This window comes from Aminobacter sp. MDW-2 (assembly GCF_014250155.1).
Lineage (GTDB): Bacteria > Pseudomonadota > Alphaproteobacteria > Rhizobiales > Rhizobiaceae > Aminobacter > Aminobacter ciceronei.
Map to the genome: position 1 here is coordinate 4,445,516 of NZ_CP060197.1, position 22,192 is coordinate 4,467,707.

The 22,192-nt window shown below is 64.0% G+C and carries 22 protein-coding genes; 12 read left to right on the forward strand and 10 right to left on the reverse strand.

The window, feature by feature from the left end; genetic code table 11:
* Window positions 1-109 precede the first annotated feature (109 nt).
* A complete protein-coding gene (locus H5P29_RS21880; protein ID WP_154385461.1) occupies window positions 110-913 on the reverse strand; it encodes a MipA/OmpV family protein in 804 nt (267 codons plus the stop codon).
* 226 nt (window positions 914-1,139) lie between these two features.
* Between H5P29_RS21880 and H5P29_RS21885 the strand changes: the two genes are divergently transcribed.
* Complete coding sequence (locus H5P29_RS21885; protein WP_246340597.1) at window positions 1,140-1,706, forward strand: HdeD family acid-resistance protein; 567 nt, start codon at window positions 1,140-1,142, stop codon at window positions 1,704-1,706.
* A gap of 13 nt (window positions 1,707-1,719) precedes the next feature.
* Here the strand turns inward: H5P29_RS21885 and H5P29_RS21890 are convergent, their stop codons facing one another.
* On the reverse strand, window positions 1,720-2,703 hold the full coding sequence (locus H5P29_RS21890) for a bifunctional riboflavin kinase/FAD synthetase (protein WP_154385462.1): 984 nt from the start codon (window positions 2,701-2,703) through the stop codon (window positions 1,720-1,722).
* Window positions 2,704-2,711: 8 nt separating this feature from the next.
* The gene (locus tag H5P29_RS21895) at window positions 2,712-3,572 is read right to left on the reverse strand and encodes a TIGR01459 family HAD-type hydrolase (RefSeq protein ID WP_154385463.1); all 861 of its coding nucleotides are present in this window, start codon (window positions 3,570-3,572) and stop codon (window positions 2,712-2,714) included.
* 266 nt (window positions 3,573-3,838) lie between these two features.
* Between H5P29_RS21895 and H5P29_RS21900 the strand changes: the two genes are divergently transcribed.
* Window positions 3,839-5,818 (forward strand): pilus assembly protein, encoded by a 1,980-nt coding sequence (locus tag H5P29_RS21900; protein ID WP_154385464.1) that lies wholly within the window; start codon window positions 3,839-3,841, stop codon window positions 5,816-5,818.
* Between the two features lie 107 nt (window positions 5,819-5,925).
* Here H5P29_RS21900 and H5P29_RS21905 read toward each other — a convergent pair whose 3' ends face one another.
* The 3 genes from H5P29_RS21905 to H5P29_RS21915 form a co-directional block, all read right to left on the reverse strand.
* Window positions 5,926-7,467: a DHA2 family efflux MFS transporter permease subunit gene (locus H5P29_RS21905; protein WP_154385465.1), complete on the reverse strand. Its 1,542-nt coding sequence runs from the start codon at window positions 7,465-7,467 to the stop codon at window positions 5,926-5,928.
* Window positions 7,468-7,584: 117 nt separating this feature from the next.
* Window positions 7,585-8,733 (reverse strand): HlyD family secretion protein, encoded by a 1,149-nt coding sequence (locus H5P29_RS21910; protein ID WP_154385516.1) that lies wholly within the window; start codon window positions 8,731-8,733, stop codon window positions 7,585-7,587.
* Complete coding sequence (locus H5P29_RS21915; protein WP_154385466.1) at window positions 8,730-9,200, reverse strand: MarR family winged helix-turn-helix transcriptional regulator; 471 nt, start codon at window positions 9,198-9,200, stop codon at window positions 8,730-8,732. Before H5P29_RS21915 ends, H5P29_RS21910 begins: the two co-directional genes overlap by 4 nt.
* A gap of 286 nt (window positions 9,201-9,486) precedes the next feature.
* On the opposite strand from H5P29_RS21915, the gene H5P29_RS21920 reads away from it, so the two are divergent.
* From H5P29_RS21920 to groL, 3 genes are all read left to right on the forward strand, one after another.
* Window positions 9,487-10,101: a DsbA family protein gene (locus tag H5P29_RS21920; protein WP_154385467.1), complete on the forward strand. Its 615-nt coding sequence runs from the start codon at window positions 9,487-9,489 to the stop codon at window positions 10,099-10,101.
* Between the two features lie 158 nt (window positions 10,102-10,259).
* Entirely contained in the window at window positions 10,260-10,556 is a 297-nt protein-coding gene (groES, locus tag H5P29_RS21925) for a co-chaperone GroES (protein WP_018427182.1), read from the forward strand.
* A gap of 64 nt (window positions 10,557-10,620) precedes the next feature.
* Complete coding sequence (groL, locus tag H5P29_RS21930) at window positions 10,621-12,273, forward strand: chaperonin GroEL (protein WP_154385468.1); 1,653 nt, start codon at window positions 10,621-10,623, stop codon at window positions 12,271-12,273.
* Window positions 12,274-12,445: 172 nt separating this feature from the next.
* Here the strand turns inward: groL and H5P29_RS21935 are convergent, their stop codons facing one another.
* On the reverse strand, window positions 12,446-13,204 hold the full coding sequence (locus tag H5P29_RS21935; protein WP_185910162.1) for a DeoR/GlpR family DNA-binding transcription regulator: 759 nt from the start codon (window positions 13,202-13,204) through the stop codon (window positions 12,446-12,448).
* 122 nt (window positions 13,205-13,326) lie between these two features.
* Here H5P29_RS21935 and H5P29_RS21940 point away from each other — a divergent pair, with 122 nt between their 5' ends.
* Entirely contained in the window at window positions 13,327-13,683 is a 357-nt protein-coding gene (locus H5P29_RS21940) for a DUF4406 domain-containing protein (RefSeq protein WP_154385517.1), read from the forward strand.
* A 223-nt stretch (window positions 13,684-13,906) separates the two neighbouring features.
* On the forward strand, window positions 13,907-15,304 hold the full coding sequence (locus H5P29_RS21945; RefSeq protein ID WP_154385470.1) for an MATE family efflux transporter: 1,398 nt from the start codon (window positions 13,907-13,909) through the stop codon (window positions 15,302-15,304).
* 196 nt (window positions 15,305-15,500) lie between these two features.
* Here H5P29_RS21945 and H5P29_RS21950 read toward each other — a convergent pair whose 3' ends face one another.
* Both H5P29_RS21950 and H5P29_RS21955 read right to left on the reverse strand, forming a co-directional pair.
* Window positions 15,501-16,952: a patatin-like phospholipase family protein gene (locus H5P29_RS21950; RefSeq protein WP_371818579.1), complete on the reverse strand. Its 1,452-nt coding sequence runs from the start codon at window positions 16,950-16,952 to the stop codon at window positions 15,501-15,503.
* 72 nt (window positions 16,953-17,024) lie between these two features.
* Window positions 17,025-17,339: an EthD family reductase gene (locus H5P29_RS21955; RefSeq protein ID WP_067966780.1), complete on the reverse strand. Its 315-nt coding sequence runs from the start codon at window positions 17,337-17,339 to the stop codon at window positions 17,025-17,027.
* Window positions 17,340-17,672: 333 nt separating this feature from the next.
* On the opposite strand from H5P29_RS21955, the gene H5P29_RS21960 reads away from it, so the two are divergent.
* Window positions 17,673-17,852, forward strand: coding sequence for a CsbD family protein (locus tag H5P29_RS21960; RefSeq protein WP_154385471.1), 180 nt, complete (start codon window positions 17,673-17,675; stop codon window positions 17,850-17,852).
* Between the two features lie 191 nt (window positions 17,853-18,043).
* Here H5P29_RS21960 and H5P29_RS21965 read toward each other — a convergent pair whose 3' ends face one another.
* Window positions 18,044-18,661, reverse strand: coding sequence for a TetR/AcrR family transcriptional regulator (locus H5P29_RS21965; RefSeq protein ID WP_246340595.1), 618 nt, complete (start codon window positions 18,659-18,661; stop codon window positions 18,044-18,046).
* A gap of 101 nt (window positions 18,662-18,762) precedes the next feature.
* On the opposite strand from H5P29_RS21965, the gene H5P29_RS21970 reads away from it, so the two are divergent.
* From H5P29_RS21970 to H5P29_RS21985, 4 genes are all read left to right on the forward strand, one after another.
* Window positions 18,763-19,521 (forward strand): NIPSNAP family protein, encoded by a 759-nt coding sequence (locus tag H5P29_RS21970; RefSeq protein ID WP_348640618.1) that lies wholly within the window; start codon window positions 18,763-18,765, stop codon window positions 19,519-19,521.
* A 97-nt stretch (window positions 19,522-19,618) separates the two neighbouring features.
* The gene (fumC, locus tag H5P29_RS21975) at window positions 19,619-21,016 is read left to right on the forward strand and encodes a class II fumarate hydratase (protein WP_067966785.1); all 1,398 of its coding nucleotides are present in this window, start codon (window positions 19,619-19,621) and stop codon (window positions 21,014-21,016) included.
* A gap of 202 nt (window positions 21,017-21,218) precedes the next feature.
* Window positions 21,219-21,644, forward strand: coding sequence for a DoxX family protein (locus tag H5P29_RS21980; RefSeq protein WP_154385473.1), 426 nt, complete (start codon window positions 21,219-21,221; stop codon window positions 21,642-21,644).
* A gap of 133 nt (window positions 21,645-21,777) precedes the next feature.
* Window positions 21,778-22,191, forward strand: coding sequence for a DoxX family protein (locus tag H5P29_RS21985; RefSeq protein ID WP_154385474.1), 414 nt, complete (start codon window positions 21,778-21,780; stop codon window positions 22,189-22,191).
* Window position 22,192 lies beyond the last annotated feature (1 nt).

Sequence of the window (22,192 nt, forward strand, 5' to 3'; positions counted from 1 at the left end):
GGCCGGGCCTGTAATTCGTATCGACGTCGCAAAGACGGGCGCGAAAAATCTCATGGCCGCGCTTTTAGCGGAGCCGGAGCGCGGAATAAAGCGCCTAATTCGCCTGATATCAAAGCTTGAAGTCGAAGCGGTAGCTGGTCGACACGCCGATCGTCAGCTGGTCGCGCGAGCCGCGCTCCCTGACGATGGTCGAATCGGCCGCCGGCCCCATCAGGCGCGAATACTCGGTAAACAGGCTGGCGGTGACATTGTCGGTCGCCTTCCAGGTGACCGCGCCGCCGAGACCCGCCGAGCGCATGCCGCTGCCGGGATTGTACTGGCTGATGCCGGAAGCGGCGGCTTCCTGGGCGCTGACGCCGTAATAAGTGTCGAAATAATCGTTGGAGGCAAAGGACACACGCGGGCCACCCGAGACCCGGATTTCGGGGGTGACGTCGTGGAACGCATCGACGGCGATGTCGGCGACGATGCCGCTATGGGCGCGAATGCCATGCCGGACCTCGGCGCGGGCGCGCATCCAGTCGGTCGGGTAGAATTCGAAGAAGCCACCGACCTCACCGCCCCAGCGCACGTCGTGCAGGCCCTGCAGCTCGTGCTCGGCGTCGCGGCCGAAGATGATCTTGCCGTTCAGGCCGGCGCGGACGCCGCCATCGTCGATCAGCGCCAGGGAGATGTTGTCGTTGCGCGAGGAAAAGCGCACCTCACTGCCGGCCTTCCCCAGCGAAATGATCGGCTGGGCGCTGAACAGATATTTCTTGGAGCCCTCGAAACGCGGCGCGACCATGCCGGTGGCGCCGAGCGTCAGGTACCAGTCGCCGGAGAGAAAGCCGAATGCGCCCTCGCCGGCCGTTGCCGGAACCGTCACCAAGGCAAGCGCGGAGGCTGCCGCCAAAATACGAGCGAAACTAGGCATCACAACCCCGCGTACACGAAACACACCCAACAGGACACCCCCGGGTTTGGCCCAACTCGGTAAAATTTGATTTAATTTCTAGCCCTGGCACAACATTGGCCCACGCCCCGACGAAACCGGAATGCCGAAGCCGGAATGCTGGACGGATACAACCGCCGGTACTAGCGTTGGCGGTGTGGCCGGAGGTCACGCAACTGAAGCAGGCAACTTTCAGGAGAAGGGACCGATGGCAATTTCCGATCAAATGCCGCAAGGCGACATCGCCGCGTTGCGCTCCAAATGGGGCTGGTTCGTGCTTTTGGGCGCAGCACTCACCGTTCTCGGGATCATCGCGGCCGGCAACCTGTATATCGCGACGGTGACCTCGGTCTACCTCGTGGGCTGGCTGATGATCCTCGCCGGCGTCTTCGAGATCGTCCATGCCTTTGGCGTCAAGAGCTGGGGCGGCCTGCTGCTGTGGCTGCTCGGCGGCGTGCTCTACATCGTCGCCGGCTTCCTCACCTTCAACAATCCGCTGTTGGCATCCTCGATCCTGACGCTGTTCCTGGCGGCCAGCCTCGTCGCCTCGGGCCTGATGCGCATCTGGATGGGCATCAAGGGCAGAGGCCTGCTCGCCAGCTGGGGCTGGATCGTCGCCGCAGGTGTCGTGACATTGCTCGCCGGCATCGTCATCGCCATCGGCTGGCCGGTGAACAGCCTGATCGTGCTGGGCGCCTTCCTGGCGATCGACCTGATCTTCCAGGGCATCGGCTACATCGCCTTCGGCTTCGGCCTGAAAAGCGCCAACGCCTAGCGCTTTCGCATTTCTAGAAGGTGATGGCCTGGTCCAGTTCGGAGAGGGCGCGCACGCCCTGGAGCAGCGCCCTCGCCTCGGCCTCGTCCTGTTTCATCTGGACGACGAGGGCGTCGAGGCCTTCGAACTTGACCTCGCCCCTGAGGTAGCCGAACAGCGACACCGCAGCGATCTCGCCATAGAGATCACCGGTAAAGTCGAAGACGAAGGTTTCGAGCAGCGGCGCCAGATTGTCGCCCACCGTCGGGCGGCGGCCGAAGCTGGCGACGCCGTCAAACAGCGTTCCGTCGGCGCGGCGGAAACGCACGGCATAGATGCCTTCCTTGAGACCGCTCTCCGAAGACAGCCGCATATTGGCGGTCGGAAAGCCCAGGGTGCGGCCAAGCTGCGCCCCACCGACGACCTCTGCTTCGACCGTGTAGCGATAGCCGAGCAATCCGGCCGCTTCCGCCGCCTCGCCCCTGGACAGGAGTTCGCGGATCCGGCTCGACGAGATGATCTCGGTGCCTTCGTCGCGGAAGGCGTCGACAAGGGTCACGCCGAAGCCGTGCCGCTCGCCCGCCGCCATCAGGAAAGCCGGTCCGCCCTGCCGGTTCTTGCCGAAATGGAAATCGAAGCCGGTGACGACGTGGCTGATGCCGAGGCGCTGCTCCAGGATGGAGGTGACGAAATCCTCGGCCGACAGGCCGGCAAATTCGCGCGTGAACGGCGTTTCGACGACACCGGCAAAGCCGAGCGCCTCGATCAGCCGCGCCTTGACCGGCGGCGGCGTCAGCACGAACAGCGGCACGTCGGGCCGGAACACTTTGCGCGGATGCGGTTCGAAGGTCAGCACCAGTGCCGCCACGCCGCGCCGCTGCGCCTCTTTGAGGGCGCGCTCGAGCACCGCCTGGTGGCCGCGATGGATGCCGTCGAAATTGCCGATGGCAACGACGCTACCGCGCAACCGCTCCGGCACCGGCTCTTCCCCCGAAATGCGAAGAAAGCTCTGTGTCATCTTGGCGCTTACCGCAGCTTCGGAATGGTCGCCACCGGCGAATAGCCATGCTTGTCGAGGAACGCCGCGAGCATGTCAGGATCGGGCGCATGCGCCTCGCCATAGTCGCGGGCATGGATGCCGCCCGAGACGTAGAGCACGTCGATGCCGTTGTCGGCGGCACCCTTGACGTCGGTGAACATGCCGTCGCCGATCGCCAGCGCATCAGCCAGCTTGACCTCGCGGCCGAGCACTTCGCCCGCCGCCGCCAGCGCCGCCTCATAGATCGGCCGGTGCGGCTTGCCCGACACCAGCGTGCGGCCGCCGAGCTGGCCGTAGTCACGCGCCAGCGCGCCGGCGCACCAGATCAGCTCGTGGCCGCGCTCGACGACGATGTCGGGATTGGCGCAGATGAACGGCAGGTTGCGCGCGCGCAGGCGGCGCAGCATCTCGGCATAGTCGTCGGGCGTTTCGGTCTCGTCGTCGAAAAGCCCGGTGCAAACCACGACGGAGGCCTCGAACTCCTCGACAAGATCGACATCGAGACCGTCATAGATCGGAAAATCGCGGTCGGGGCCGATGTGGAAGACCCGGCGCGGCCCCGAGCGGATCAATTCGCGGGTGACGTCGCCGGAGGTTACGACACGGTCCCAGGCGCTTTCGGGCACGCCAAGATTGGCGAGCTGGGCGATGACACCGGCGCGCGGACGCGGCGCATTGGTGATCAGCACGACAGCCACGCCCTTGTCGCGTGCCGCCGTGAGTGCTGCCGCAGCTTCGGGGAAGGCGTCGACACCGTTGTGGATGACGCCCCAGACGTCGCAGAGCAGAGCCTGATAGCGGCCGGTGAGCGCTTCGAGCGACGCGATTGATTGCGGCAAGCCTGCCATTTCCTGTCCTTCGATCGATCCCAACGGGAGACTTTGGCTGAACGGCCAAGTAGCCCGGAATTATCCGAACCGGTCCGTCCTGTCACCAGCTTTTGCCCCTGATGCAACTATGCCAGCGGCGTCGACGGCGTCCCGGCCACGACGGACCGGCGTCCGCTTGGTAAACGGGACGCTAATCCGGAGCTGCGACTTCTCGATAGATTAGGAACCTCAAATTTAACGATTGTGTGCGAATTTGCCGGGGTTGAGCTCGGGGACCCCCATCCATGATCCGCAAATTCTTGCGCGACCGGCGCGGTAGCTATGCAATCCTCACAGTCGCAGCAATGGTACCGATCATGGGGGCTCTGGCTCTCGCGATCGACTATTCGGAAATGTCGCGTCAGCGCGAGATCACACGCAACGCGCTTGACGCCGCCGGCATCGCCACGGCCAGGCGCCTCATCGAAGGCGCCACCGACGACCAGCTCAAGACCTATGCGAGCGACTTCTTCAAGGCCAATCTCGGTCCGGTGAACCCGGCGAACACCACACTCGTGGTCACGCTGCCGAGCAACAATTCGGGCGGCGGCACGCTGAAGCTCGAAGCCAATCTCAAATACGATCCCTATTTCGTGCCTGCCGCGGCAGCCCTGCTCGGCAAGGGCAGCGGGTCGCACCGGATGGATTTTGCCGTCAAGTCGGAGATACGCCTCAAGAACACGCTCGAGGTCGCGCTCGTCCTCGATAATTCGGGGTCGATGAGCTATCTCGGCTCCGGTACCGGCCAGAAGCGCATCGATCTGCTCAAGGCAGCCTCCAAGCAGCTGGTCGACAAGATGGCCGAACAGGCCGCCGCGATGAAGCAGATCGACAAGCCGGTGCAGTTCGCACTGGTGCCTTTCGCCGCCTCGGTCAACATCGCGCCCGACAATGACGACCAGTCGTGGATGGACACGAACGGGCTTTCGCCTGTCCATCACGAGAACTTCGACTGGTCGAAGATGACGCAAGCCAACATGACGAGCGCCGACATCGCCCAGATCGGCGAGAAGTTCGCCGAATATTCGGGCGGCATGTGGCGCAAGAAGGGGGCCGGCTGGGGAGCAGAGGCAGGCGAACCGCTCACCCGCTTCAGCCTGTATCAAGACATCATCGCGCAGACGGACCGGGAGGCTCTACCAAACACCGTCAGGCGGGTTTGCAAGCGCTACAGCAGCGGCAGGTGTCGCGAGTATACCAACGAACCAGAATACGAATACACGGTTACCCAATATACGAGCTGGCAAGGCTGCGTCGAAGCACGGCCGGCGCCCTACAACACCAATGACGCGGCAGCAACATCGACACATCCCGAAACGCTGTTCGTCCCGATGTTTGCGCCCGATGAGCCGAGGCATCTGTGGACCGACCTGAATGATGACGGCATTCCCGATCTGAACACCGACAACTGGAGCTACGACAACGACTGGTGGGCGGACTGGGAAAACACCACCACCAAGCCGAGACAGGCGGACATGCGCAAATATTTCCGCGTCAAGCCTTATGACGCGGCAGCCGCCCCTGACGGCAATGGTCCGAACTATTCCTGCACCACCAATCCGATCACCCCGCTGACCGACATCAGCGTGACCGGCGGAAAAGACGATATCAAGAAGGCCATCGACGACATGGAGCCGTCGGGCAACACCAACGTGCCGGAAGGCACCGCCTGGGGCTGGCGGGTCGTCTCGAGCCCTGCGCCGTTCACCGGCGGCAGGTCTGAATCGGAAAAGGGCAACGACAAGGTCATCATCGTCTTGACCGACGGCGCCAACACCTACAGCTCGTTCGGCGATTCGAGCTATGCCAACAACCGCTCGACCTATGCCGCCTATGGTTATGCCGGCAAGGGCTACAACGGCACCAGCACCTCGCGCATCTTCATGGGCACCAGTTCGTCGGTGAGCAAGTCGACCTACACCAGCGACAACTTCCAGGCGGCGATGGACGAGACGATGCAGACGGTCTGCTCCAACGCCAAGGGTCCCAATGCCCGCAAGATCGACGGCCAGGGCAATGACGCCGTCGTCGTCATGACCGTGTCGCTCGACCTCAGCGAAAGCAAGACCGCCGAGAAGAAGGCCATCGACGCGATGAAGTCCTGCGCCTCCTATTCGCGCACGACCATCGGCAAGAAGCTCTACTGGAATGCCACCGGCGCCAATCTGATGCAGGTGTTCAAGGAGATCGCCGACGAACTGTCGAACCTGCGCATCGTCGGCTAGCCGCCGATACGGACATGAAAAGGCGCCGTCCTCGCGGGCGGCGCCTTTTCTTGTCGGTCCATATGCGCTGCCGGCGCAGCTCAGTCCATATGCGCTGCCGGCGCAGCTCAGTCCATATGCGCTGCCGGCGCAGCGCTGGCCGCCGCCTGCACCTTCGGCTTGCGCAGCAGAAGCGCCAGCGGAATGGCGCAGAGCGAGACGATCATCATCAGCTTGAAGTCGTCGATGTAGGAGATCATCAGCGCCTGGATGTTGACCAGGCCGTCGACCTGCGACAGCGCCGTCGGGTTGCCTGATACCGCCCCCGGCGACAGTGCCATCAGGTTCGGGTTGAACGGCGTGATGTTGGCCGACAGCTCGGCGTGGTTGATCTGGACATTGCGCGTCAGAAGCACCGAGACGATCGAAATGCCGATCGACGAGCCGATGTTGCGGACCAGGCTGAACAGGCTCGCGGCATCGGTACGGTATTGCGGCGAAAGCGTCGCGAAGGCCACCGTCGACAGCGGCACGAAGACGAGGCCGAGGCCCAGGCCCTGCACGACGCCGGTCGAAACGATCAGGAACGCATCCATCTGCGGTGTGAAGCCGGTCATGTAATAGAGCGACAGTGCGGTCAGAAGCAGGCCTGCGACGACCAGGTAGCGGTTGTCGACCATGCGCACCAGGCGTCCGACCAAAAGCATCGAGATCATCGTGCCGACGCCGCGCGGCGCCATGACCAGGCCGGTGGTGATGGTCGGGTAGCCATAGATGCGGGCCAGCATCGGCGGCAGCAATGCCAGGCTCGCCAGCAGGATCACGCCGATGACGAAGATGAACACCAGGCCGGTGACGAAGTTGCGGTCGGTGAAGATCCTGGGGTCGAGGAACGTATTCTTCGATATCGCCATATGAACGGCAAAGACCCAGAAACCTGTGATCGCCAGGCCGAGCTCGATCCAGATCTCGACGGCCGAGAACCAGTCGACCTCACCGCCGCGGTCGAGCATCAGCTGCAGCGCGCCGACGCCGAGCGACAGCATGGCAAAGCCGAAGAAGTCGAAGCCGCGCAGGCGCTTGCCGATGGCCGGCAGATAGGCGGCCGAGCCGAGGAAGGCGACGATGCCGACCGGCAGGTTGATGAAGAACACCCAGCGCCAGTTGAAGCTCTCGGTCAGCCAGCCGCCGAGCGTCGGGCCGATGATCGGGCCGACCATGATGCCGGCGCCCCACAGCGCCATGGCCTGGCCGTGGCGCTCCTTGGGATTGATGTCGAGCAGGAAGGTCTGGCTCAACGGCACGATGGCCGCGCCGAACACGCCCTGGAGGACGCGGAACAGCACCATCGTCTCCAGGCTCCAGGCGACGCCGCAGAGCATCGACATGATGGTGAAGCCGACGACCGAGACGAGGAACAGCTCCTTGCGGCCGAAACGGTCCGACATCCAGCCGGTCAGCGGCGTCATGATGGCGGCGGCGACGATGTAGGAGGTCAGCACCCAGTTGATGGTGTCCTGGGACGCGCCGAGATCGCCGACCATCGAGGGCAGCGCGACATTGGCAATGGTGGTGTCGAGCACCTGCATTACCGTCGCCAGCATGATGGCAACGGTGATCAGGCCGCGATGCGGCACGTCGGTGAGGGATTTTGCTGCTGACTGGCTCATTCGACCAACCCTTGGGACCTGATGGTCGTCAAGCGGCGACCAGAAGCCGGAGTTCCGGCCGCATCAACGCGACCGGATCCACTTCGAAAATTCACTTAGACATTGAGGTGACGGCGCCTATTCCGCCGCCACCGCGTGACCGAAAATGCTGCCGAAGCCGCGCGACACGCCGGTGTCGATCGACACGGTGGCGCTCATGCCGGTGCGCATGGCGAGACCGGCGTCAGTGGCGTCGACCTTGATCCTGACCGGAATGCGCTGCGTGACCTTGACCCAGTTGCCGGTGGCGTTCTGGGCCGGCAGCAGCGAGAACTCGGCGCCGGTGCCGGCGCCGATCGCCTCGACGGTGCCGCGGAAGGTGCGGTCCGGATAGGTGTCGAGCACGATCTCGGCTTCCTGGCCCGCCTTCATGTGGGTCAGCTGCGTTTCCTTGAAATTCGCCTCGATCCAGGTGTCGCCCGTCTCGACGAGGCTGAACAAGGCGGTGCCGGTGCCGACGAACTGGCCGACCTTGAAGGACGCGGCCTGCGAGACCACGCCGTCGGCGGGGGCGCGGACCGTCGTCTGGGCCAGGTTGAAGGCGGCCTTGTCGCGTGCGGCAAGCGCCGACAGAACCGTCGGGTGCTTGTCGGTCTCGATGTCGGGATTGCCGCCAAGCGCCGCCTTGGCGCTGGCGATGCCCTGCACCGCCGCACTGTGCTGCTCCTCAGCCTTGTCGAGGTCCATGCGGGCCTCGTCGAGCGACGACTTGGTGTTGACGCCCTTGGTGACCAGGCCGTTGCTGCGGTCGAACTGCGCCCGGGCATAGTCGAGGCCGCTGGCCGCGACCCGTTCCTGGGCCACCGCCTGGCTGTAGGCGGCGCGCAACTGCTCGACATTGAGCCGGGCTGCGGCAAGGGATGCGTCCGACTGCGCCAGCGCGATCTTGTAGGGCTCGGGATCGACTTCGAACAGGACGTCGCCTGCCTTGACCGTGGTGTTGTCCGACACGTCGACCTTGACGATGCGGCCGGCCGCTTCCGAGGCGATGTTGACCTTGGCCTGGCGCAGATTGGCGTTTTCGGTTTCCTGGTAGCGGCCGCCGGTGACCCAGAAATAGCCGCCGCCGACCACCAGGGCGAGCGGCAAGGCCGCCATCAACAGAACGCGGCCGCGCTTCTTCGGCGCAGGCTGAGGTGCCGCGATCACGGGCTGGAGCTGGGTTGCGGCCGCACCATCCAGTTCGACCTTTGTGCTGTTCTCGTTCACTTTCGCCACCGCGTTCATGTCTTCGTCTCTCTCAAACAATTCGCATCCGTGGGCTCGCCAGCGGAAAGGTTGTCGATAATGGTGCGCAGGCCATGGACCGTGGCGAGGCGCTGTTCGTCGGAAAGGCCCGCCAGCGCCTTCTCGTAGACTTCGCCGGCCACCGCCTTGACCTTGGAAAAGGCCTCCAGCGCCTTGTCGGTCGGAAAGATCATCCGCACCCGTCTGTCGCTGGCGCCCTGGCGGCGCTCGATCCAGCCGCCCTCCTCCATCCGGTCCAGCAGTCGCGAGACGCTGATCGGCTCGATTTCAAGGAGCTCGGCAAGCCGCGCCTGGGCCACGCCCTCTTCCTTGACCAGCCGGACCAGCAGGCGCCATTGCGCCGCCGACAGCCCGAATTCGCTGCCGCGCTGCTCGAAACTGCGCCGCACCAGCCTTGCCGCGTCGTGGATCAGGAAACCCAGCCTGTCGATGCCTTCGTTTTTCATGAGCCGCATATATTATAAGCATGCTTATCATTCAAGCGGCGTTTTTGCATTGCACACTTGCATTCACGTCCGGGCATCCACGTCCCGGCCTTCACATCATCGTGTGCCGGCGCGGCGATTAGGCGGCTGTTAATCATGCGGGCTCATCGTCTAGGACAATTCCAGGAAAAGTGTGCAGCGGTTTTCCGTCCGGAATTGCGCAAAAACAAATAGCTAGAGAGATTCCGCGATTCGAAGAAAAGCGGAAACTCTCTAGGACAACGCCACGACAAACAGGATCGATCGCATGCCCGACCGGTCGCCCAACCGGCGTCATATCCTCAAGGCCGTTGTTGCCCTTGGCGCGCTGACCCCGCTGCCGCTCTGGGCCAATCCGATGCCGAGCGTCGAAGACGTCGCCTTCGACCCCGATATCCCGGTGCTCGGCAATCCCGACGGCGACGTCACGGTGGTCGAGTTCACCGACTATCAGTGTCCCTATTGCAAGCTGAGCTTCCTGCAATTGTCCGAGGTGATGAAGGAAGACACGGGCATTCGCCTGGTGCTGCGCGACTGGCCGATCTTCGGCGAGGTCTCGCGCAATGCCGCCCTGCTCACCCTGGCCGCAAACAGCCAGGGCCGTTATGCCGATGCCGTGCAGACATTGATGACCGCCCGCGAACGACTGACATTCCGCAGCACCGCCAATCTGCTTGGCGAGGCCGGCGTCGATGTCGAGCGCGCCCGCGGCGATCTCCAGGCCAGGCAGGACGTGCTTGTCGGCGTGCTCGCCCGCAACGAGGCCCAGGCCACCGCTTTCCAGCTCCAGGGCACACCCGGCTTCCTGATCGGCAAGGCGCTCTACAAGCGCGGCATGACCTCGGACGACTTCCGCAAGGCCATCGCCCAGGCGCGCGGCTGACACCCCTAAAAACTCGCTGTCGCGAAGCTGTCATTCCCTTGACAGCCGAGGGGTGGCGGACTATCTCAGCGGCACGTTAGCACTCGCCTGAAGTGAGTGCTAACCAAGTCCGGTTCAGCCGGACCGAGGGTTCTCAACAGTTCACCGAGGAAGTTCAAATGGCAAAGTCGAAGTTCCGCCCGCTTCATGACCGCGTGGTCGTTCGCCGGGTCGAATCCGAATCCAAGACCGCCGGCGGGATCATCATCCCCGATACGGCCAAGGAAAAGCCGCAGGAAGGCGAAATCGTCGCCGTCGGCTCTGGCGCTCGCGATGAAGCCGGCAAGCTCGTCCCGCTGGACGTCAAGGCTGGTGACCGCGTGCTGTTCGGCAAGTGGTCGGGCACCGAAGTGAAGCTCAATGGCGAAGACCTTCTGATCATGAAGGAATCCGACATCATGGGCATCATCGGCTGATCGCCTGATATCCGCACCATCCAATCTGAAATTCGGGCCGTAAAGGCCCATCGAGGAGCTTAAAATGGCTGCTAAAGACGTAAAGTTCTCCCGTGACGCCCGCGAGCGCATGCTGCGCGGTGTCAACATCCTCGCCGACGCAGTGAAGGTGACGCTCGGTCCGAAGGGCCGCAACGTCGTCATCGACAAGTCGTTCGGCGCCCCGCGCATCACCAAGGACGGCGTCACCGTCGCCAAGGAAATCGAGCTTGAAGACAAGTTCGAGAACATGGGCGCCCAGATGGTCCGCGAAGTTGCTTCGAAGACCAACGACATCGCCGGCGACGGCACCACGACCGCGACCGTTCTGGCCCAGGCCATCGTTCAGGAAGGCCACAAGGCCGTTGCCGCCGGCATGAACCCGATGGACCTGAAGCGCGGCATCGACCTCGCTGTCGGCGAAGTCGTCACCCACCTCGTCAAGTCTTCGAAGAAGATCAAGACTTCGGAAGAAGTCGCCCAGGTCGGCACCATCTCGGCAAACGGCGAGAAGGAAATCGGCTCGATGATCGCCGAGGCGATGCAGAAGGTCGGCAACGAAGGCGTCATCACGGTTGAAGAAGCCAAGACCGCCGAGACCGAGCTGGAAGTCGTCGAAGGCATGCAGTTCGACCGCGGCTACCTCAGCCCCTACTTCGTCACCAACCCCGACAAGATGGTTGCTGACCTCGAAGACGCTTACATCCTCCTCCACGAGAAGAAGCTGTCGAACCTCCAGGCCATGCTGCCGGTCCTCGAAGCCGTCGTGCAGACCTCGAAGCCGCTGCTCATCATCTCGGAAGACGTCGAAGGCGAGGCTCTGGCCACGCTCGTCGTCAACAAGCTGCGTGGCGGCCTGAAGATCGCTGCCGTCAAGGCTCCGGGCTTCGGCGATCGCCGCAAGGCCATGCTGGAAGACATCGCCATCCTGACCGGTGGCCAGGTCATCTCGGAAGACCTCGGCATCAAGCTCGAGAACGTCGGCCTCAACATGCTCGGCCGCGCCAAGAAGGTGTCGATCTCCAAGGAGAACACCACCATCGTCGACGGCGCCGGCAAGAAGGCCGAGATCCAGGGCCGCGTCGCCCAGATCAAGCAGCAGATCGAAGAGACCACGTCGGACTACGACAAGGAGAAGCTGCAGGAACGTCTCGCCAAGCTGGCAGGCGGCGTTGCCGTCATCCGCGTCGGCGGTGCGACCGAGATCGAGGTCAAGGAGCGCAAGGACCGCGTCGACGACGCGCTGAACGCAACCCGCGCCGCTGTCGAAGAAGGCATCGTTCCCGGCGGTGGCGTTGCCCTGCTGCGTTCGTCGCTCGCCATCAAGGCTGTCGGCGAGAACTCCGACCAGGCTGCCGGCATCAACATCGTCCGTCGCGCTCTGCAGGCTCCGGCCCGCCAGATCGCCTCGAACGCAGGTGCGGAAGCTTCGATCGTTGCCGGCAAGATCCTCGAGAACAAGACGGCTACCTTCGGCTACAACGCCCAGACCGGCGAATATGGCGACATGATCGCTTTCGGCATCGTCGACCCGGTCAAGGTCGTTCGTACGGCCCTGCAGGACGCAGCTTCGGTTGCCGGCCTGCTGGTCACCACCGAAGCCATGATCGCTGAAGCCCCGAAGAAGGACTCCGCCGGCGGCATGCCGGGCGGTATGCCTGGCGGCGGCATGGGCGGCATGGGCGGCATGGACTTCTAAGAAGTCCATAAAGCACGCCCATGAGCTAAAGTTGCTCAAGCCCGCTTGCGGGCTTGAGTGGCGGCATGGACTTCTAAGAAGTCCAGCTCCAGAAGCTTACGGAAAGGGCGCCTTCGGGCGCCCTTTTTCGTTTTGTACCCTCGTATCAGGCTTCGGCCTGAGGCCGCGGATTCTACCCGGCGCGCAGGACCGAAACGCCGGTGTCCGCGAAGATGGCCACACGCTCATCGGCAATTTCACCCTCGACGATCAGCGTCGAAATCTCGCCGATGCCACCGATGCGGAACGGCGACACCGCGCCAAGCTTGTCGCTTGTCGCCAGCACTGCCGTCTCGGCCGACGCTGTCATCAGCTGCCTTTTGATCGCCGCCTCTTCCATGTCGCCCGTCGTCAGCCCCTCGCCGGCATGAACGCCGGTGACGCCAAGGAAGAAAAGATCGGCGCGGATGCGCGCGATCGCTTCGGCCGCCAGCGCGCCTGTCGCCACCATCGAGTGACGGAAGAGTTTGCCGCCGATGATGACGACGTCGACATCAGGCCTGTCCTCCAGCGCCACGGCAATCGTCGGGCTGTGGGTGATGGCGGTGAATCGGGCCTGCGCCCGAAGGTGGCGGATGATCTCCAGATTGGAGGTGCCGCCGTCGAAGACGACAGTCATGCCGTCCCGGATCATCGCGGCACCGGCCTTGCCGAGCGCCGACTTGGCGTCCCGGGAGAGGCTGCGCCGCTCGGCGATCGGCACCACCGTCGGCGACACCGGCATCGCCCCGCCATGAACGCGCAATAGCAGGCCTTCCGCCGCAAGCTCCCGGAGGTCGCGCCGGATGGTGTCTTCCGACAAAGCGAGTTCGTGGCTGAGCTGCTTGGCGACGACCTGCCCGTCCCGGGCGAGGCGATCGAGGATCAGACGTTTGCGTTGGCTGGTGAGCACTTCGAACGGCTCCGTCAATTCAATGATGCCACACGATATTGCACGATGATGCGTGAGGCGATATCTATTTCGTGCAGATTCGTGCAATATCTGGAGATATCATGAACACCCCTGGAAAACCGCTGCTCATCCTGATCGCCGGCCCCTATCGCTCCGGCACGGGCGACGACCCGGTCAAGATGGCGGAGAATCTGAGCCGCCTCGAACGCGTCGCCGTTCCGCTGTTTCGCGCCGGCCACCTGCCGGTCATCGGCGAATGGGTGGCGCTGCCGCTCGGGCGGCAGGTCGGCTCGAAAGGCGCCGGCGACCCGCTCTATGACGAATTCGCCTATCCGGTCGCCGACCGGCTGCTGCACCATTGTAACGCTGTGCTGCGGCTGCCCGGCACTTCTAAGGGCGCCGACGAGGACGTGCGGCTCGCCCGCGAGCGCGGCCTTGCCGTCTATTTCGAGCTGTCTGACGTGCCCGGCATGGCCTGAGGCAACCGCGCAGCGCCAGACGGCCGTGCTGTCGGGCGCGCCCGCCGCCGAGATTGACAGCCGCCATCTGCGGGCCTAGTCAGCGCCCAGGGCATGAAGCGCCCGCCGCCCGCAGCGCAAGCACGGTAAAGCCTTCACTGTGTCAGTCGAAACCGACGCATCAGACCAATGGCAATGCGGGCCCCATTTGATCTCCGTTTGATGCGCTATCGGAGACGACGAGATGACTTCCCCCGACGCTCGAGGCGCGAATGCCTTTCTGCATGCCCCCTTGCCCGGCCTGTTCCTCAGGACGGCGGCACCGATCATCCTGATCATGGCCACCAACGGCCTGCTCGCCATCGTCGATGCCTATTTCCTCGGCGAATATGTCGGGCCGGACGCGCTCGCCGCCGTGACCCTGATGTTCCCGGCCTTCATGCTGCTTGTTGCGCTTTCGACGCTGGTGGCGAGCGGCATGGCGAGCCAGCTCGCCCGCCTGCTCGGCGCCGGCGAGCGCGACAAGGCGCGCGCGACCTTCCTCGATGCGCACGGCCTTGCCCTGCTCGTCTGCGCACTGGCGATCGCTGCCTTCCTGCTCGGCGGCAAGGAACTGGCCTTGCGGCTTGCCAACGGGTCGCGACCGCTCGCCGAGATGGGCTACGGCTACATCTCCATCCTGATCTGGGGTGCGCCTGTGATGTTTGCGCTGTCGCTCAACGGCGACGGGCTGCGCTGCGAAGACCGCCTCGGCGTCGTCGCCGCGGCCAACCTTTTGACCTCGGTCGGCAATGCCGGCCTGAACTATGTGCTCATCGTCGGCTTCGACCTTGGCGTATCGGGCTCGGCCCTGGGCACCGTGCTGGCCCAGGCGTTTGCCCTTGGCTTCATCGTCGTCTACCGGCTGCGCGCCGGCACGGTGCTGCAATACGCAGCTGTCCCGTCGATGCGCTGGACCGCCGCCTGGCGGCCATTGCTCTCGCTTGGGGCACCACAGAGCCTGAGCTTCATCGGCATTTCGCTGCTCGCCGCGACGGTCATCTATTCGACCCAGCTCTGGGAAAGCGAGGCCTATGCGGCAACCGTCGCCGCCTACGGCATCATCACCCGCATCATGACCTTTGCCTTCCTGCCGATGCTCGGGCTGAACATGGCGATGCAGACGATCGTCGGCAACAATTTCGGCGCCGGGCAATGGCAACGTTCGGATGCCGGGCTGAAGCTGGGGTTTTTGCTGGCGCTCGGCTATTGCGCGCTGTTCGAGGCGGCGATGCTGCTCAGCCATGGCAGCCTTGGCGCGCTCTTCGTCGACGATCCGGCGACACAGAGCGAGGTCGCCCGCATCCTGCCGATGACCGTTTCGCTCTACATGCTGGCCGGGCCCGTGATGATGCTGTCGGGTTATTTCCAGGCCATCGGCGATGCCCGCCGCGCTTTGCTGCTCAGCGTCGCGCGCACCTATCTGCTGGCCATCCCGCTGACCATCGGCCTGCCTCATCTGCTCGGCGAACGCGGCATCTGGCTGGCCTCACCCATCGCCGAGCTGCTGATGGTGCTGGTGGTCTCAGCGCTGCTGCTGCACGCAAGGGCACGGACCGGCTTCGCCTGGGGCCTGTTCCGGGCCAAAGCCGCCATGGCCTGAAACGGCGTCGAAAAAACTTAGGATTTTTTTTCGAAACCGGTGGAACCTTTCTGCCGCCCGCGCATTGAGGTGATGTCGTCGGTACCTGAAGAAGCAATTCGGACGGAACATCGAACGACGAACAGGACGCCTCCAGCACTGTCACAGGTGCGGGAGGCGTTCTTTTTGTGCCTGCGGCGGACCTCGGGGGCAGAGCTCAGTTCGCGCCGCCCGAGGCGACCTGCTGCTGGTCGAGCACGCCGGCGTGCCGACGGATGTCGGCGACGGCTTCCTGGAAGCTGTCATTGACCCGAAGCGCTTCACGCCCTGCCGCAATCGTCAGGTCGACCTGTTCGACGGGCAGTTTCAGCCGCGTCGGCACGCGGTTCAGCTTTGCCTGGGCGGCAGCATCGAGGTCCTGGAATGACAGGTGCTCGACCACCAGCCTGATGTCGCGGCAGTTCCAGCCGGCAAGTGTTCCGCGATACCGCCTGACCGTTTCAGCCGGCAAGCTGCAGCGATAGCGGATCAGTTCGCCGCGCCACTCGCTCACGGCCAAGGTGAGCGCGTCGAGCTGGTCGCGAACGGCAGCCGAGAAGGTCGTGTTGGTCACCGCCTCGAGCAGGTCGCCGAGGCCCGGACCGTGGATGGTCTCGCCCCAGTCGACATCGTCCTCACGACCGGCATCGGCGACGATGAACAACAAGGTCCGCAGCTTGACGGCCGCCGCCGGCGACAGCGGACCATAGGGTGTGCCGGCCGACGAACGCTCGATGGTGAAGCCGGTGATGCCGAGATTGTCGGTCAGCCCGCCATCGAGCAGCTTCACATAGTCGAGCCGGTCGGCATGCTGGTAAGCCTTCAAGGCGCCGGCATAGGCCTTGAGCCGCACCGAGGCATCGGGATCGGCAAGCGCGCGGCTCAGCCACGCAGGCTGGCTGTACCCGCATTTCGGCATGATTGCCGACAGGACGACGGGTGCAAAGACCACGGGAACCGCAGCAGATGCTGCAACCGCATCGGACAGCCTGACCTTGTCGAGATCGCTGCACAGGGCAGCGAAGGTGTCATAGGTGAACAGGAACGGCGTGCGGTTGTAGATGTCGGAGGCGTTTATCCAGACGATCGGCGCATCCGGTCGCCTGAAATTGGCATAGGTCGCGCCATTGAAAAGATTGTCCTCGAGCCATCTCGCCAGGCCGTTGCGGTCGTTGACGCCGCCATTGAGCGCCCGCGCCAGGTTGAGCGGCGAGAGCGTCGAGGTCCTGAGATAGGCTTCGGCGTCCTTGATCAGGAAGCGCTCGCGGAAATCGCGATAGTCGTCCCGTCCCCTGTAGCCGAAATAGGACGCCGCGACCGCCCCGCCCGACGCGCCTGAAATCATGCGGATGTCGTCGACGAGGCTGCGCGTCGCCGGATGCTCGTCGATGATGGTGTCGTCGAGTTCGCGCAACACGCCATAAGCGAAGGCCGCAGCCCGCGTGCCGCCGCCGGAAAAACTCAGGCCCACCACCGTCGAGCCGTCATCGCCCATGTCGGGAATGAATTCGGGCGAGGCCTGGCCGACATGCGCGGTCAGCGTGTTGATCGGACCGACGTCGCTGGCGACGCAGCCGGCTGCCGACACTCCCGCCACCACGGCCCAGGCCGCGCGCATTGCCAACCGCATCCCCACCTCCGATGCCCGACAAGATCCGGCCGAGCCTAGCTCACCGTTTCACAAAGCGCATCCAGATTTGCCCTAGCCTTCAACGACTTCGCTGATCTGCACGATGGGGGCGATGTCGGTATAGTTGGCGACATCAGCGGCAATCTCGGCGCGGTGGGGAGCCAATGCTTCCTGGAAGGTCGCCAGGTCAGGCGAGTAGACGTGGCATGCTGCGACGAACTCCGGCGCGCTTCCGGCTTCGCGACCCGCAAGGCCCTTGTCGATCTCGTAGCGCAGGCAGGCATCGCCGAGCCGTTCCTGGAGCAGTGGCATATGACGGGTGCGGTAGTAGTCGTGATCGAAGGTCGAACCGCCATCGGCGCTATAGTAGACACTCATCTTGATCATGGTCATGCTCCTGCCTGAACGCCTCTCCGAGCGTTCGCCGGGCCTTTCTAGCTCGCCGACTGGTGACGCGCATCCCGATTTGGTTGAGCCAGTTTGGCGAGAGCATGGTGGCTGTGCTCTTCGAAGCGGTGGCCACGGCACGGAAGTTCCTGAGTTTGCCGAGCACGCAGTCGACGATGTTGCGGCACCGACAGAAGCAGGCGCTGAACTGCGGGCGGCGATTGCGGCTGGCCCATCAGCACCTCCCGTCACGACCAGAACCCTGCAACCGGGCGCCGGAACCGTAACGCATGCCGAACGTTGTGCTGCGCCACCCACCACAGGAGATGCGACATGGTGAACAAGGATCAGGTCAAGGGCGTTGCCAAGCAGATCGCCGGTTCGGTCAAGGAAGCCGCCGGCAAGGCCACCGGCAACAAGACGACCCAGGCCAAGGGCACGGCCGAAAAGATCGCCGGCAAGGTGCAGAAGGCCTATGGCGACACCAAGGAAAAGATCAAAAAGGCGCTCTGACCGTCAGCGAACGCCAATCGCGCAATCCCAGTCATGGGCCCAGCCATGTGCCCAGCCACGGGCCAAGGCACGGATCCAGCCACGGGCATCCGGTAACTGTTGTCCCAGCCACGGCTATTCCAATGGAGGCGGCGCCATGCGCCGCCTTTTTGCTGCGGCTACGGCGCCGGCTGACATGAGGTGCCGCCTGGTCAGCCGTCTCGCCCCATCGGTTCGAAACCGGCCGCACAGGACCGCAGCACAGCTGCATGTTGTGCGGTCTTGGCCATCGACATGGCGCCGGAATATGTCGCGACTGCCAGGGCAGCGAAGCGATCCGGATCCGTCTGCCGATCTTCGACCCCGCTGTGCTGGTCAGCCCTGATCTTGTCGGCAATGGCCGCCTGCCAATCGGCAAAAATCCGCGCCAGTGCTGCGCGAAACTCCGGATCGGCGAGCGACAATTCATGCGCAAGGTTGTTGAGCGGGCAGCCGCGCACGAAACCCTGGCGCTCCAGTTGATCGGCGACGCCGGCAAAAACCTGTCGCACGCCCTGCCGCGCCGAAAGCGCGCCCTCGACCGGCCGGATCCAGGTTTCCGCCACCGCCGCCGCCACCCTTTCGTTGATCACAGCCAGGCCAAGCGCCTTCTTGGTTGGAAAATGATGATGCAGCGCCCCGCCGGTCACACTGGCCGCCTGCATCAGGTCGCCGAGGCTCGTGGCGTGATAGCCCTGTGCCTGAAACTTCTCCTCGGCAACGTCCAGAAGCTTCTGGCGCATGCCTTCGGGGTCGTTGGTGCGGGTCCTTCGATCTGTCGGTTTCGCCATGCGCTGCTCCAGGATTGAGGATGCCGCAAAATACCAGTTTGACAAAACCGGGCAACCGGTCTTTTATTAAAACAGGTCAACCGGTTTGTTATTGAGAGGGAATGATGTCCGAACACCTGACCGTGCCGCCCCGGGCGGCCGCCGAACTCTGCTCGCCTGTTGTCGAACTCAGGCAATACACATTGCATCAGGGCCAACGCGACGTGCTGATCGACATCTTCGACAGCCATCTTGTCGAGAGCCAGGAAGCGTGCGGCATGAAAATCATCGGCCAGTTCCGCGACCTCGACCGACCGGATCATTTCGTCTGGTTGCGTGGCTTCGACGACATGGCTGCCCGAAAGGCCGCACTCGAAGCCTTTTACGGCGGACCGGTCTGGGCTGCCCACAAGGATGCGGCCAACAGGACCATGATCGATTCCGACGACGTCCTGCTGCTGCGCCCAGTCGGCGGCGGTTTCGATCTTTCGGGCAAGGCGCGCGGCATGGCTGGCCTGGTGCAGCCGGGCGCGATGATCGTTGCAACGATGTTCCACCTCCGCCCCGCAGCCGAAGCCGAATTCCTCGCGCTGTTCGAAAGCGACGTCGTTCCGCTGCTTGCCCGCCTCGGGGCGCCGCTGCTTGCGACATTCGTCACCGAACATGCCGAAAACACCTTTCCGCGCCTGCCCGTGCGCGACGACGTCAACGTCTTCATCGCCTTTTCCGCGTTCGAAAACGCCGAAGCGCATGGCCGTCACCAGGCCGCTCTTGCCGCCGAGCCGTCATGGGTCGAGGGCGTCCTGCCCCGTCTTCACGGCCACCTCGCGCAACCGATCGAGCGGCTTCGCCTGATGCCGACCTCGCGCTCACTGCTTTGAACCGATTAGGATTTCGGCACGCCCCAATCTCCGCTTGAAGCTGTGTGTGCAACGCGATAGGCCGATGCCCGCAACGAGATTTTTCGGAGACCTGATCGTGACAGCCCAGAAGACCAGAACCGAGACAGACACCTTCGGACCGATCGAGGTCGCCTCCGACCGCTATTGGGGTGCGCAGGCGCAGCGCTCGCTGGGCAATTTCAAGATCGGCTGGGAAAAGCAGCCGCTGTCGGTGGTGCGGGCGCTCGGCATCGTCAAGCGCGCCGCCGCCGAAGCCAACATGGCGCTCGGCCGCCTCGACCCCAAGATCGGCAACACCGTCGTTGCCGCCGCCCAGGAAGTCATCGACGGCAAGCTCAACGACCACTTCCCGCTTGTCGTCTGGCAGACCGGCTCGGGCACGCAGTCGAACATGAACGCCAATGAGGTGATCTCCAACCGCGCCATCGAGATGCTGGGCGGCGAGATGGGCTCGAAGAAGCCCGTTCATCCCAACGACCACGTCAATATGAGCCAGTCGTCGAACGACACCTATCCGACGGCCATGCACATCGCCTGCGCCGAGCGCATCGTCCACGACCTGCTGCCGGCGCTGAAGCACCTGCATGCCGCCCTCGACAAGAAGGCGCGCGAATTCGACCACATCATCAAGATCGGCCGCACCCACACCCAGGACGCGACGCCGCTGACCTTGGGCCAGGAATTCGGCGGTTATGCCGCCCAGGTCGCCTCGTCGATCAAGCGCATCGAGCTGACCCTGCCCGGCCTGCAGGAACTGGCCCAGGGCGGCACCGCCGTCGGCACCGGCCTCAACGCGCCGGTCGGCTTCGCCGAAAAGGTTGCCGAAAGCATTGCCGCCATCACCGGCATCGCCTTTGTCACCGCGCCGAACAAGTTCGAGGCGCTTGCCGCCCACGATTCGATGGTCTTCTCGCACGGCGCCATCAATGCGGCGGCCGCTGCCCTGTTCAAGATCGCCAACGACATCCGCTTCCTCGGCTCGGGCCCGCGCTCGGGCCTCGGCGAGCTGGCGCTGCCCGAAAACGAGCCGGGCTCGTCGATCATGCCCGGCAAGGTCAACCCGACCCAGTGCGAGGCGCTGACCCAGGTCTGCGTCCAGGTGTTCGGCAACAATGCCGCGCTGACCTTCGCCGGCAGCCAGGGCCATTTCGAGCTCAACGTCTACAATCCCGTCATGGCCTACAACTTCCTGCAGTCGGTGCAGTTGATGGCTGACGCGGCAATCTCGTTTACCGACAATTGCGTCGTCGGCATCGAGGCGCGCGAGGACAACATCAAGGCAGCGCTCGACCGCTCGCTGATGCTGGTCACCGCACTGGCGCCGACCATCGGCTACGACAACGCCGCCAAGATCGCCAAGACCGCGCACAAGAACGGCACCACGCTGCGCGACGAAGCGCTGGCGACCGGGCTGGTCAGCGCCGAGGACTATGACCGCATCGTCCGCCCCGAGGACATGACCCGTCCGGGCTGATTTCGGCCCGGGGTCGATCCCCTTGAAACGGCGCGGCAGTCACCTGCCGCGCCGTTTCTTTATGTGCAGCCCAGATCGTTCGGCCGACGGCTTCGAGCAATTCATTCTAACTGTGAACGATCTGTCGACACATCCACACCTTTAGTGAACAGTCGAGATCGACTAGGTGTTGGCCATCGAATTTCAACGGAGCCCCAAGCCCATGTCCAACGCTTCCATTGCCACCGCAAAGTCCGGCCTCAGCACCAACGCCTCGGCCCTCACCCTTGCCGGCCGCGTGCTTTTGTCGGTCATCTTCATCCTCGCCGGCTTTGCCAAGCTGACCGCCATTTCAGGCACCGCTGGCTGGTTCGCCAGCATCGGCCTGCCGCTGCCGACCGTCACCACCGTCGTCGTCGGCCTGGTCGAAGTGGTTGGCGGCATCGCCATCCTGGTCGGCTTCCAGACCCGCATCGCCGCGATCGTGCTCGGCCTGTTCACGTTGGCTGCCACCGCCGTTGCCCATCTCGACTTCGCCGACCAGGTCCAGGTGATGTTCCTGCAGAAGAACCTCGCCATTGCAGGCGGCCTGTTCGTGCTCGCCGCCTTCGGCGCCGGCGCCCTGTCGATCGACGGCCGCCGCCGCTAAGCTGCAGAAATTCCTCCCAAGAAATGGCCCGGGCTCGTCCCGGGCTTTTTTGTGCCCTGGCCCTGACGCCGGTTCGAGACGGTGATGACATCGAAAGTGAGCCGGTGCATCCTGCGGCTGCGAGGACACCTCCATGCTGAACAGCCTGCTTCTTCTTGTCGCCAGAATTCTGATCGCCGCGCTGTTCGTGCCGGCGGGCATCGGCACGCTGTCCAACATCTCGGGCACCGCAGGCTATTTCGCCGGGCTCGGCTTTCCCTTGCCGACGCTCGTCGCATTGGGCGTCGGGCTGTTCGAGCTGGTCGGCGGCCTGCTGGTGCTTACAGGTTTCCAGTCCCGCGTGGTGCCCGTCCTGCTCGCCGCCTTCGCGCTCGCTGCCGGCTTCATCGGCCATTACGGCCGGGGCGGCGACAATGCCGCCATGGCCTTCATGCACCAGCAGGCGCTGATGAAGGACATCGCTACCGCGGGCGGCTTGCTGGCGCTCTCAGTGGCGGGTGCCGGCGCGCTGTCGCTCGACCGGCTGCTCGCCCGCCAGCCTGTTTGAC